9 protein-coding genes are annotated in these 13,102 nt (G+C 45.2%); 4 read left to right on the plus strand and 5 right to left on the minus strand.

The features are described 5' to 3' along the window. Positions 1-394 precede the first annotated feature (394 nt). Positions 395-1,495 (minus strand): helix-turn-helix domain-containing protein, encoded by a 1,101-nt coding sequence (locus ACRD7P_RS13620; RefSeq protein ID WP_430908184.1) that lies wholly within the window; start codon positions 1,493-1,495, stop codon positions 395-397. Between the two features lie 204 nt (positions 1,496-1,699). Here ACRD7P_RS13620 and ACRD7P_RS13625 point away from each other — a divergent pair, with 204 nt between their 5' ends. Next, positions 1,700-3,337 (plus strand): arylsulfatase, encoded by a 1,638-nt coding sequence (locus ACRD7P_RS13625; protein ID WP_430908185.1) that lies wholly within the window; start codon positions 1,700-1,702, stop codon positions 3,335-3,337. Between the two features lie 6 nt (positions 3,338-3,343). Here the strand turns inward: ACRD7P_RS13625 and ACRD7P_RS13630 are convergent, their stop codons facing one another. Then, positions 3,344-5,797 (minus strand): GH92 family glycosyl hydrolase, encoded by a 2,454-nt coding sequence (locus ACRD7P_RS13630; RefSeq protein ID WP_430908186.1) that lies wholly within the window; start codon positions 5,795-5,797, stop codon positions 3,344-3,346. 3 nt (positions 5,798-5,800) lie between these two features. On the opposite strand from ACRD7P_RS13630, the gene ACRD7P_RS13635 reads away from it, so the two are divergent. Beyond that, positions 5,801-6,919, plus strand: a complete 1,119-nt coding sequence (locus ACRD7P_RS13635; RefSeq protein WP_430908187.1) for a glycoside hydrolase family 5 protein — start codon at positions 5,801-5,803, stop codon at positions 6,917-6,919. 130 nt (positions 6,920-7,049) lie between these two features. Here the strand turns inward: ACRD7P_RS13635 and ACRD7P_RS13640 are convergent, their stop codons facing one another. Continuing rightward, positions 7,050-7,232: a hypothetical protein gene (locus ACRD7P_RS13640; RefSeq protein ID WP_430908188.1), complete on the minus strand. Its 183-nt coding sequence runs from the start codon at positions 7,230-7,232 to the stop codon at positions 7,050-7,052. A 7-nt stretch (positions 7,233-7,239) separates the two neighbouring features. After that, positions 7,240-8,658, minus strand: coding sequence for a purine-cytosine permease family protein (locus ACRD7P_RS13645; RefSeq protein WP_430908189.1), 1,419 nt, complete (start codon positions 8,656-8,658; stop codon positions 7,240-7,242). 383 nt (positions 8,659-9,041) lie between these two features. On the opposite strand from ACRD7P_RS13645, the gene ACRD7P_RS13650 reads away from it, so the two are divergent. After that, complete coding sequence (locus ACRD7P_RS13650; protein WP_430908190.1) at positions 9,042-10,952, plus strand: ADP-ribosylglycohydrolase family protein; 1,911 nt, start codon at positions 9,042-9,044, stop codon at positions 10,950-10,952. 224 nt (positions 10,953-11,176) lie between these two features. Here the strand turns inward: ACRD7P_RS13650 and ACRD7P_RS13655 are convergent, their stop codons facing one another. After that, positions 11,177-12,310: a helix-turn-helix domain-containing protein gene (locus ACRD7P_RS13655; protein WP_430908191.1), complete on the minus strand. Its 1,134-nt coding sequence runs from the start codon at positions 12,308-12,310 to the stop codon at positions 11,177-11,179. A gap of 398 nt (positions 12,311-12,708) precedes the next feature. On the opposite strand from ACRD7P_RS13655, the gene ACRD7P_RS13660 reads away from it, so the two are divergent. After that, positions 12,709-13,101 (plus strand): MarR family winged helix-turn-helix transcriptional regulator, encoded by a 393-nt coding sequence (locus ACRD7P_RS13660; protein WP_430908192.1) that lies wholly within the window; start codon positions 12,709-12,711, stop codon positions 13,099-13,101. Position 13,102 lies beyond the last annotated feature (1 nt).

Below are 13,102 nucleotides of genomic sequence, written 5' to 3' on the forward strand. Positions count from 1 at the left end.
ATCGATTTTCAGCCCTAAAACAGGTCGAAAACTAAATAATCTGCAATGCAAACACTATCGGAGCGATGAAATAAAACTCAGGAATCAAAATTAAAACTCAGGACAAACCTTTAAAATATTGTATATCAATTTATTGACTAAACTTTATCCGAATTTCAAGGCTTAGTTACCACCTCTGATGCTTCCTTAAAACATACATTACCATAGCAGTTTATCGGAGGTCGTGATTATTGCCGGGAATTGATACCGTTACACTTTTTCATGGGATGTTTTATAACGTACCCGTCATTCCCATAGAAAACCTATTCGATCGAGGGAAGAGCGATTTAAAAGCGCAGACTAAAAAATAGTCTTGAACCGATAGTAAGGCGAAAACAAAAAAACAATATGAACACTACACCGCTTTTGAAGACATGTTCTTTTTGAACTGCATGGGGGTATACCCGGTATTTTTTTTGAAGTTGACATAAAAAACCGATTCTGACCGAAAACCGCTATCGACCGCAACGGCGTATGCGGTCAGATCATCTTTTCCCTTATCCAACAGCAGGCGCTTCGCTTCTTCGATCCGATAATGGTTGATGTATTCACTGAACGATTTCCCCATGTGCTCGTTTAAAAGTCGCGAGAGGGAATGGGTAGGGATACCCATCGCTTCGGCCAGTTTTTTCTCGTTCAACTCGGTGTTCAAGTATATTTTTTGATTTTCGATCAACGAAACCAAGGTTTTACGATGTGCCTCCACTTCCATAATATCTGCCTCCTCTACCTGTTTTACAATCGGGTTTCCCGTAAGGATCTTAGGATACTTGAACGCAAAATAGATTGTGATCAAAATAATGGAGCATGTAAACACCACGTAGTTAAGACCTACAAGTATTCGGATGTTTTCGCGGGCGACATCGTTCAAATAAGCGGGGTCTACCAACAACACATTTAAGGTGTTTGCCAATGCGATATAACAAAGGATAAAAAGAAAGAACAACAGAATTTTTGGCCATGCGATGAGTACCCGCTGTTTTTTGGTTAGGTACATCACCCGCTTTTTAAAAAACATGTACCCCGTGTAGCCAATGGAACACTTCCAGAAAAAAAGCAGCGATAAATTAAACGCATGGAACGCACTACCGATATAGGAGTCAAAACTATAGGCGGGATTTGTAAGCATATAAAGTAACATGCAGGCCATCCACAATAGTGGCGGTATAAAGTATCGCAGTTTTTTGGGTTCAAAAAAATCCCCAAGAATGTTCTGTAAATAAATGAGTACCAAGGGTGGCAACAACCAATCCAAGGCATCGGGCAAGGCAAGAAGTTCGGGGTTTCGGTACTTTAAATCGGTAAACCTCAGCAAATACTGAAACAAAATATTGAATGCCGTTGCTATAAAAATGGAGGACAACCAATAATTGTTCCTGTTGCGCTTTACCACCGGAATAAGCACCCCGACCACAAAACATTGAATAAAGCCCCAAGTAAACAAGCCTACTTCCATCTCATAAAAATAACAGACCTTAAACGGATCAGCATGCCAAAAAGATAATCAATTTCCGAAGAAGGCAGCGGGCAATACTATAAAATCCATATGGAATTTGAGGACATTTTTCACTTTTTCACTTTGAAATTATAAAGCAAGAACACAAATCGCGTGGAAACCAATACTTTTAAAGTAAAGGACACATTCTGAAGTAAACGCTCTATGATAACCATTGCCCGCCATTTTAGAAGAAAAACCAACCGCCTTACCGCACTTATATCAACTTTGCTCCTACTGGGTGTTCTGGGGTGTGGGCCGCAGCCACAAACCAAGGAAACCAAAATAGAACGCCCGAACATCGTTCTCATCCTAGCGGATGATATGGGATTTTCGGACCTGGGCGCCTATGGTAGCGAAATAGCAACACCGGCCTTAGACAATTTAGCGGCAAATGGACTGCGGATGACGCAATTTTACAACGCATCGCGTTGTTGCCCTACCCGCGCATCGTTGCTTACCGGGCTGTATCCGCACCAAGCGAACATGGGTTTTATGCAAGAAGATTGCAAACTTCCGGGATATGGCGGATTTATTCCCAAGAATGCCATTACCATAGCGGAACTGTTAAGGGCAAACGGGTATTCGACCGCCATGTCGGGAAAATGGCATGTTGGCAATGCCCCTGAAAACTGGCCTACCAAAAAAGGATTTGACCGTTTTTTTGGCTTTCCGCACCATGGCGGTGCTTATTTTTACCCTTTTCCTGGAGATCAGGTCATCGCCGTGGGCGATAGCATCATAACACCACCGGACGATTTTTATTCTACAGATGCCATAAACGACCATGCCAGTGCGTTTGTTACCGAAATGGTACAGGAAGAGGCTCCATTTTTTCTGTATTTGGCGCATGTGGCCCCACATTTTCCTTTACAGGCCAAGGAAGAGGACATAAAGAAATACCGTGGAAAGTACCGACAGGGATTCGAAGCGGTTCGAAACCGGCGGTTCGAAAAACAAAAAAAGCTGGGAATCCTTTCCAAAAACCACCCTATTTCACCAATTGACCCAAAAGTGCCCGAATGGGATGCCCTATCGGAAGGGGAAAAGGATGATTTTGACCTGCGAATGGCCGTATATGCAGCGCAGATCGATGCCATGGACCAAGGGATCGGTAGGCTTGTAGCTACCTTGAAGAAACATGGGGAATTGGACAATACCATGATTATTTTCCTGTCGGACAATGGGGGCACCCGAGAAGATTATTCCAATCCCGACCTCAACGCACCCATTGGCGAAGTAGGTTCTTTTGGGTGTTACAAACTGCCTTGGGCGAACGTAAGCAACAGCCCCTATCGCATGTTCAAACATTGGGGCTATGAAGGCGGTATAAAAACCCCTTTTATCGTACACTATCCCCAGATGATTTCAAAGGGCAGTTTTGATGATCAGCCCGCCCATATCATCGATGTAATGACCACCATTTCGGAACTTGCCCAAGCGGATTATCCCGAAACCTATAACGCCAACACCATCACCCCTATGGAGGGAAAAAGTCTCCTTCCGGTGTTCAGGGGAGCGCAACGGAAGCCACACGCCGGACTCTTTTGGGAACATGAGGGCAACCACGCCGCCCGTATCGGCGATTGGAAATGGGTAAGCTTATATCCAGATTATGTAGATGAACTTTACGACCTATCGACCGACGCGGTAGAAAACCATAACCTTGCCACCGACAATCCAGAACAGTTGCGCCTTATAAAACAACAGTGGCAAGTATGGGCCGATCGCACCGGCGTGCGTCCTTGGGACGAAGTTTTGAAGGCGGAACCCGATCAGGGGCGATTACAAATCTACTATTGAGGCCCGTTAGTTTTCACGTTCCAAGGTATCGGTATAGATAATGACCGTACTATTTTCCGAAGTAAGAACATTATGGTCCTGCCAAAAGTTGAAAGGTATTCCGTTCCGTGTCATTTTGGAAATACGCCCGAATTTGGGGCCCTTCCTGTAAAGCTGAATGGACTCCCCTTGATAATATTCCGGATCTAACTGCAAAACGGCCTTCTCAAAAGTAGGAACGGTAAGCGTGTATTCCGGGCTCCCCGGGGTATGCGGGTATATGCCCAACATGGCAAAGACCACCCAGGCCGACATGGTACCTGCATCATCGTTTCCGGGAAGCCCGTTATGCGCATTGCGGAAATAAGTCTGTAGGCATTGGTGCAAAGAGGAAGCGGTTTTGGTTTGTTTTAATGCCGTATGATTATACATAAACGGGAATCCCAGTCCCGGTTCATTGGTCATATCAAAATGACCTTCGTCAAAAATGGCGTTCAATTGTTTTAAAAACCGGTCGTTGCCCATCGTTTTTTGCAGGGTATCGATCGCATGGGGGATGGAAAATAGATAATTCCATGCGGCGCCTTCAACGTAACCGGGGCCACCACGCAATCCAAAGTTCATTTTGTCCCAAAGCGCCCGCTTCGGATCAAAAGGTTCGTACCAACTGCCATCCCTATTTTTGGGCCGTATAAAACCGGTATCGGCATCATAAAGTTTCAGAAAAGAATGCGCCCTTTTCCAATACCGTTGGTAATCATCCTTTTTTTGCAAACGTTTTGCCATTTGGGCTATTCCATAATCCGCTAGGTTAAACTCCATGGTTGTCGATACCGTGCCCCATACCACACCATTTTTCCATTCAAAATCGGCCACATTGCCAAAATCACCGTCCATGGCAATATAACCTAGATCCAAATACTCCCGTAGTCCCCTTCGCATCATGTTATTTTCCGTTCTATCGGCCTGATCCGTCATCGCCTTATAGGCCAATGCTACATCAAAATCGGCAATTCCCTTTGCATGGGTATCTGCAATTACGATTGCCGCGGGATCACCGACCATAATATTGGGTTCTTGTGCAAAAACTTCCCATTTGGGCAGTCGGCCGGCTTCTTGGTACATCCCGAGCATGGAGCGCACCATGTCCGACTGTCTTTTAGGATAGGCCAATGACAATAACGGATGTACGGTCCGGTAGGTGTCCCATAACGAGAAACCGGTATAGCGTACATAACCTTCCGCCTTTCCAATCTCGTTTCGAGAACCTTGTTTTACAAATTCGCCATCGGCATCGCTAAAGGTCATCGGCATTAACAAGCTATGATATAATGCCGTGTAAAAAACGGTTTCATCGGCGGCCCTACCTCCCGAAACCCGAATTTTTCCCAGTTCGTTTTCCCAAAGGGTCCCTGCCTTTTCACGAACCGAATCAAAAGCAAAACCGCTTTGTTCCGTATTCAAATTTTTTTTTGCCTTGGTTTCCGACACAAAGGAAACCCCTACTTTCAGCTGTAACGTGGTGGGACCCTTGTTTTGATATTCAAAAACGATTCCGCTGGGTTTCTCGCTCAGGTCGTGCCCGAACTTATCATCCCGTTTATTGTTGTACACTACATAAACCGTATCCGCTTCCCGTTCCATTTCGGTATAAAAGAAGGTTTTACTCATGGTATTGGCCCCGCAGAAATAGCCTTCCAGCTGATACCCTTGTACGGCATTGGCCGTATAATCGAGTACCTCCCCTCCCTTAACATGACCTTGTTGCGCGGTCAGGTCCAAAAACACATTGCTCTGTCCTTCTGGCAATTGCAATCGAAAAATTGCAGAACGTACGGTAGTGGTCGTTTCAACCGAAATGGCCGCATCGGTCAATCGAACACTATAGTACCCGGGCAGCGCACCCTGTTCGGAAAAGGTGGAACCGATACTACCGCCTGCAAACGGCCCTGAAGAAAATTTGAGCGGTACGCTTCCCCCAGCAGGACATCCGATGCCCGAAAAGTTCACACAGCTGAAACCATAAATACTGTCCATTCCATCCCGATAGCCCGTTGCCAATTGCGTTTTGGTAAAGTCGAACGTTTGTGGAACGGTCGCCACCATGCCCCATGGAACGGTAGCCCCCGGATGGGTATTTCCCCTAGCGCCCGGATGCTCGTCGGCGCCGCGCTCCGTTCCGATAAAAACATTGACCAAAGGGGTCAATTGCCGTTTTTTCGACAGCGTTTTTTCGTTCCCGACATTCCTGTCCGGACTACAGGAACCCAAGACCAGAATGGCTAAAAGAAAAAGAAGAAGCGTACTGCTATAAGTTGTTTTTGGCATGGTACAATGGATGAAGGCCAAAGCTAGTCCATAACCATAATAGCGGCCTTCTATTTTTAAAAATAACAGTCCTTCAAAGGAGTTAAACCGTATTATTGCATATCGCCGAACCCTATTGAGGTCCCTGTTTTCATTTCGGTATAAACGTAACATGATATGACGATCCTTTTTAAAAATGCTGTTTTCATTTTTTTATTGCCTGTGACTTTGCTCGTTTCCTGCAAAGAACCGACTGAAAGACCCACAGAGAAAAAAGTTTCCGGTCCGGTAGCATGGAAAACCTACAGAGGTGTGAACATTGGATGTAACATTGAAGAGGACGACGTTGCCGATCTGGCCATTAGCGGTGCCAATCTGATGCGATTGAGCATGCCCATGTGCACCCTAATGAATCTGGAACCGCCGTATGCCCTGCAACAAAATGCCTTTCAAAAACTCGACTCCGTATTGTATTGGGCCGAAAAACACCAGCTTTCCGTGTTGATCGACCCACACCGTTATCCCGGCACAAAACACCAATGGACAATGCTCGGAAACGACCCTTTCTGGCAGGATTTCAAATGGCACAATATCTTAATCCGTTTTTGGAGCGAGCTTGCTGAAAGATATGCCGATCGCGGAAACGTCATTGCCGGGTATGACCTATTGAACGAACCGGAAATACCTATCGATCTTAAAAAAGGGAGCCCTCGGGATGTAGGACTGCTCTATGCAAAACTGACCAAGGCCATTCGCGAAAAAGATTCGGTACACACCATCGTTTATGCCCTGCCCCGAGTTTATGATTCCGTTACCAAAAAAATGATGGGCTACCATAAAGGGATAAACTTGATCGAAATTCCGCAAGACGACAATCGTTGTATCGAGACCCACACTTATTTCCCAAAGGAATTTACACATCAGAACATATGGGAACCCGGTGATCCTATTCCATACCCCTCGACCCTAAACAACGTGGAATGGAACAAAACACAATTGGAAAGAGAACAGCAACAGCTGATCGAGTTTAGTAAAGACCATCCGAACACCCCCATTTTGGTAGGAGAGTTCAGCTGTCCCAGATGGACGGGTGAAGACGGACTGGAATACCTTAAAGATGTCATCGATATCGCTGAGAAGTACGGTTGGTCGTGGGCATATCATTCCTATCGAGAAGCCAGCGTATGGGATGCCGAGATGTCGATAACCGATAGAAACGATAGCCTTAGAACAACAAATGCCCCTCGCTGGAAACTTCTAAAAGACTATTTTAAAAAAAATGATGGCGTTCGATAGGGAATGCCCGTTCTTCGACATCTTTAAAACCTTTAGCTTCCAATATGGTCGCCCAATTACATGGTCAGTAGGGGACCAATGTGCCAAATACCTTTCCGAAATCTGAAAAATCAGTACTTAACAGAAACCTTTAGCTAGCGGCATCCTTGGTACCGTTGATCCAAAATGGGGCCGAAAAAAGCCATAAGAGCGTACCCACCAACATCATGGTCTTGTAGTGCGAGATGGACAACATTTCGGCGAAAACGAAAAAACTGGGTATCACGGTCAAACCAAGACCTAAAAACGAAACAATTTGTATTACTTTTTTCATAAAACGATCAATTGGTGGACGCCCCTTGTTTTTGAAACAGCCTTTTTTGAAAGGCCAAGGAAAGCAACAGATAAAAAACACCCCCGGCCAAAAATCCAGGAATGGCCATAAAGAAATAGAAATCCGCATGGGTCATTTCATAAAGCATATAGCTCGTCGCTATCGAGAGTGCCCAGGCCAGTATAAAAATTCCGTTAAAACGGCTACCGGTCGTAAAGGCAACATTCTCTTGAAGGCCCATTTTTGGGAACAGGTAAATATCCGCAAGTACAATAGCTCCCACGGGAGAGGCGCAGAGCGCATAAATACCTAAAAACTGGTCTAGCTTGCTTACGATTGCCGGAAAACACGCCAAAAGTGTCGCCGTGGTACCGACGACCACGGTAACCTTCCATCTTTTAAATCGGGGCATAAGCGCCTGTACCGCCAGTCCTGCACGGTAAATGGTCGGGTTAGCAGTGGTCCACCCGGCGATTACCACACAAATTGCCCCGGCAATACCCGCACCCATAAAAGCGATCTGCCCCGGGGAAGGGTTGTCCACACCATTTTGCAAGGCCACCGCACAAAGGATACCGGAGGCCAACCACGCCATAAAATGGCCGATGAACATTCCAAAAGCCGAGGCCAAGCCATAGCTGGCTTTCTTGGCATACCGATAGATGGACATATCGCCCAAACCAATATGCATGGCGCTGTTGCAAAGCCAAGCAAAAATCAAAATATGCCAAAAAGAATATTGGGTAGCTCCGGCCACGGGCGTTCCTGTCCATATTTTGGTTTCGGCCACCGACCAAAATTCCGAAATGTGGGTGACTCCCAAGGTCGGCAACATGGCGATTCCGGCAGCCAAAAAAATCAAGGGCATCCAAGGGGCAAAAATATTGGCAAAGCGCGATACCCGATCAAAGCCAAAGGTGGCCACTACGGTAATAACGATACCGATACCAAAAATGATCATGATCCACAGTGGATCCGAAGTGTAGAAATCCGTTAGGCCCGGAGCATCAATATTCATCAGCAGACCGATAGAAGAGGCCGAAACCCCGATCATGGCTGCGGCGGCAACGCAATACAACAGGCCATTGACGAAGTTGTAGATAGCGACGGGCACTGCCCCACTTATCTTTTCGAGTTGATAAAAAATGGTCAATCGTGTTTTTACGGCCGCTGGGGCACAAACGAGTGCCCAGCTCAAGGTGGCCAAAATATTTCCGAACAGCAGTCCCCAAAAAACGTCGGTGGCAGCTGCGCCGTGCAATACAAACAATGGACCGATAACAAATTCCGTACCCGCAATATGTTCTCCGGCGACCATGCCCACAAAACTCTTGAATCCTTTTACCGCTTTTTTTGGAACCGGCTCCCTTTCATACTCGTTTACCGCTTCCATCTGTTCGGCAAGAGATCTTTTGCTTTTCGCCATCAACTATTTTGTTTGGTTCGTATTTGTATAACAGGCGGTAATTTGATGAAAATACCCCTGTAAATTCTCCCAATTTATAAAATCATAGCCCTTAACGGTCGTTATGGCGAAATAAATAAAGGTGTTCCCCATTTTTCAAAATACATATGGCGCACCTTGCAACAGCCTAATATTTTAAGGCTACCGAAAACCAAAGGCTCGGCGCGGGTTACAAACACCGTGACAACAACAATTTTGGTCGTGGATTCCTGCAAAAAGACCTCAGGGGTCGTTTTTACCGGTAAACGGTGCGATTAAAAACTTCATATTTACAATTTAAGAGTACCTTAATCCTAAAATAGGAGATATTGTAACCCAATAAAAAGCCATGTTCGATGCAAAAAATGGAATACAATACATATTATGATAAAGTTTTGGGCGGATGGGTCGGTAAATGCGCCGGGGGCATTCTTGGAGCACCGATCGAAGGATTCAAACGCTTTAATACGATCGCGCTCACCGATAGCCTGTTCGAAAACAATTTTCCCAACGATGATCTGGACCTACAGATCTTGTGGTTGGACATGGTGTTAAAAAAGGGAAGCCTTTTAATGCCCCGAGATTTTTCCGAACATTGGAAAAATCATGTTGATTTTCCATGGAACGAATATGGCGTCGCAACAAGAAACATTATGTTGGGCCTTCACAATCCCGATTCGGGAAAACACAACAATCGGTATTGGAACGAAAGCATGGGGTCGCCCATACGCAGCGAACTTTGGGGCATGCTATGCCCCGGACAACCGGAACGTGCCGCCGCCTACGCAAAAATGGATTCCACGGTCGACCATACCGGTTTTTCCGTGGCCGCGGAGGAATACCTTAGTGCCTGTGCCGCACTGGCCTTTTTTGAAACCGATATTCCTACTCTTTTAAAACAAAGTTTAGCGTTTATCGATGCGGATAGCAGTTGCTATCACATGATAGCGAGGGTAATGGATTGGAATACAAAATATTCCTATGAGGTTGTGGCCGGAAAGATAAAAAGTGCCTACGGTGACGCCGATTTTACTTCCGCGCCGATGAACATTGCCTTTACCGTGCTGTCCCTATTGCATAGCGGAAAATCATTCGACTCGCTGATCGATGCCTTACGTTTAGGGCATGATAGCGATTGCATCGTAGCGACCGCGGGAGCGCTATTGGGTATTATGGTCGGCTATGAAAAGCTTCCGGAGGCATGGAAAGAACGGGTCGGCAATGAGCTTATGGTAAGCCCGGAAATCGTAGGCATTTCGTGCCCCGATACCATCACCGAACTCACCGAACTTACCTGCAAGGCGGGTATGCACTTTAATGAAGTTGGCACGCATTTGGCTTTGGGCGATGGGCCCGCCGACAATAGCTTCACCGTGCCCGCACGGCAATTTTTGATTGCCAATGAAGTACTGGAGACGCCCGATCTACGGCAAAATATGCCCGGAAAACTCGCTATCGCATACACCAACGTTACCGATGCGGAACATGAGGTTTTCCTGGCATGCACTTCGCCATACCTCAACGAGGCCTCAGAGGCGTTCCGTATACCGGCCGGACAAACAAAACAGCTCACATTGCCCCTTGTCGGAAACCAACAAACCTTACCAAAACATGCGACCACCTTGCCCTACACGCTTAGCGTAAGTATCAACGGATCCGAAATTGACGAACAAGAAAACGGAATTCCACAATACGGAAGTTGGCTGCTATTAGGCCCATTTATAGCGGACGACCCCGGTTTGGAGCCGCATCACCCCATCTATCCCGATCATGGACTATCGGCATTGCCCTCGGCACGCTATATGAACCATGATAAGGTGGCCTTGGATACCGAATATCTTACACCATCCAAAATAAGGGACTATCTAAGCGAAAAAAGTCTTTTTCACCAAGCTTTTATGGCTACCAAAGTCCGACCCAACGAAATGAACATCCCACTAGGCAACCATTTTTACGGAAAAGGGGAGCGCACCGTATACCTCTACACGGAAATTACATGCGAAAAAAATGAAAAGCAATGGCTCTGCCTGGGAACTACGGCATACACCAAAATATGGCATGAAGATGAGTTGGTATATACATCGGAAGACCAAAAACGCAAATGGCCCGGAACCCATTTTACGGAACTGTCCCTGAAAAAAGGTAAAAACGGCATTCTGATACGATTGGACTTTGCTACCGATACCTTCGATGTGGAAATCGGCTTAAAGGATCACTTGGAAAAGCATCCGCATCAAAGCCAATGGAATACGACCTTACAGTTTACAGCGCCTTAACCGATATACTGGGCATTTGAAGTGCTTGGACGTAAAGAAAAGAATGAAATCTTTTCTCAATGTTTCGCCAAGGTTGCCAAAAAAGGTGGGCGGTAAACGGACCTATTTTCATGACAGGTCAAATGCATTCCACGACTTGTTGAAAATCGTTTGCTCTGTTTATTTGGGGCAAACCGTTGTACTTGGGCACATCCTTTAAACTAACAATAGAGGCAAAGTGGATTTTAGCTTTTTTCCCGATATTTTTTAGGGGTCGTTCCGGTAAACCGACGAAAGTTGGCGTAAAAGGCCGATTCGGATTTGAAGCCACAATCCATGGAAATGCTCAGCATTTTTATGGGGGCGCTATTTTGCCGTTGTAAAAGACGCTTGGCCTCGTTCACCTTAAAATAATTGATAAACTCGTTGAAATTCGTTTGAAAATAAAAATTTAGCAGCCGTGTAATATGCCGAGAGGGCATTTTAATGGCGGCCGCTAAGGCCTTTTGGTCCAAATCGGGACGTACATATACTTTTTCCTTATAAATAAGAGGGTACAAGGCTTCCGAACATTGTCGAATATGCTTTTCGTCTATCGTAGAAGAAATGGTCAGAAAATTGTGTTCCGACAATTGCCCCAACCTTTCGAACTGACCGATATCCGACGTTTTAAACCGTAAAAAACGCCTGAAAAACGAGGTATTTTCTTGAGCCATCAAAACCATGGCCAACGACAAAAAGAACAATAGATCTACCGCCGTTCTAAGCACCGTATTACCAAACCACAATTCGTTGTAATACACCTTGAAAAAAAAGAGCACCAACAAATGGACCGACTTGAGCAACAAGAAAATGAAAAAAATATTCAGCCATGCCCCGGAAAGAAAGGAAATCGGCATTCCCCGCTGCCGTATCTGTTTTATTTTTCGAAAAGTGGCAAAGGTGTAAAACAAAAAGGAAAACAATATAAAATACACCAAGGTGGTATGTTCGTTACTGGCAACATAGGCCGCGAGATCAAAAGAAGGTGCCACTTGTAACTTCACGCCCACAAAGTAGAGCAAATACGCCAAAGGTGGGGCAAAATGGGCGAACAAGGAGGTAAGGATACGTTCCTTATAGCAATAGGAGCTCAAGACGTATATCAACGGGCCAAAACAAAGCTCGATCACATCATGAAAAAAAGCAAATTGCGGAGCAGTGATAAAAAAGCCGGTAAAACGATAGGTATAGTGTACTACCGCCAAACCTCCAGCAAGGAAAAAAAAGAAGCATAGCAAACGTTTTAAAACGTTTCGTTTTCCCATTGCATAACCGACCGCCACCAGAAAACACTGAATGGCCACCCACGAATACAGGCATAAAAAAATCAGCTTCATTTATAACAGTTTTGCGAACGTTCGACGACACCTCTTTCTCCTTAAAACGTGTTGCACCTTCTAAATATAGAAATCTACCGGGGTGAAATACTTTCAAATTATAGTTTCAAAGACATAAATAGCGTCTTGGATCCAATTCACTTATTATTTTAACCTCCTTCACACTTATAAGCTAAAAATCTAAATATCAGTTATTTATCAGCACAGAACAAAGAATGGTGTTCAACATAGTTCACCATTTGGACGATACTGTTTAGCATTTTGTCATTTTTAATAAACATTTAACTATAGTTGCACCTGCAACCTTTTACGATTTTAGCTAGCTTCGTACCGTGAAAAGTGATGAAATCCATTTTGAACAATCCATTGGCCCTTGCATCGGCAAAACATCCAAAATTATGGATTACTATCTCCAAGAGGCGATGGTACGCCATAAGCTCGACCTCACCAAAGAACAGATGATCGTACTAAAGAAGCTGCATGATAACAATGGCATTACCCAAAATGAATTGGCATCCCTTACGTACCGCGACAAGTCTTCCCTTGCCAGACTGCTTACCAAAATGGAGGACAAAGGTTATATCAAGAGGAAACAATCCGAAAAAGACCGAAGGAGCAACAGCGTTTTTTTAACCCCAAAGGGACGTGACATCTTTAAGAAATCCCGTCCTGTGATACGGGAATTGCTTACCATTATGGAGCAGGACATGTCGAAAGAGGAAAAACAAAAGATCATTCAACTGCTCCAAAAAGTACAACAGAATTTCACCCATCAAACCAAAACCCCTTAAA

Origin of the sequence: Maribacter sp. 2-571 (assembly GCF_050589625.1) — a bacterium.
Lineage (GTDB): Bacteria > Bacteroidota > Bacteroidia > Flavobacteriales > Flavobacteriaceae > Pelagihabitans.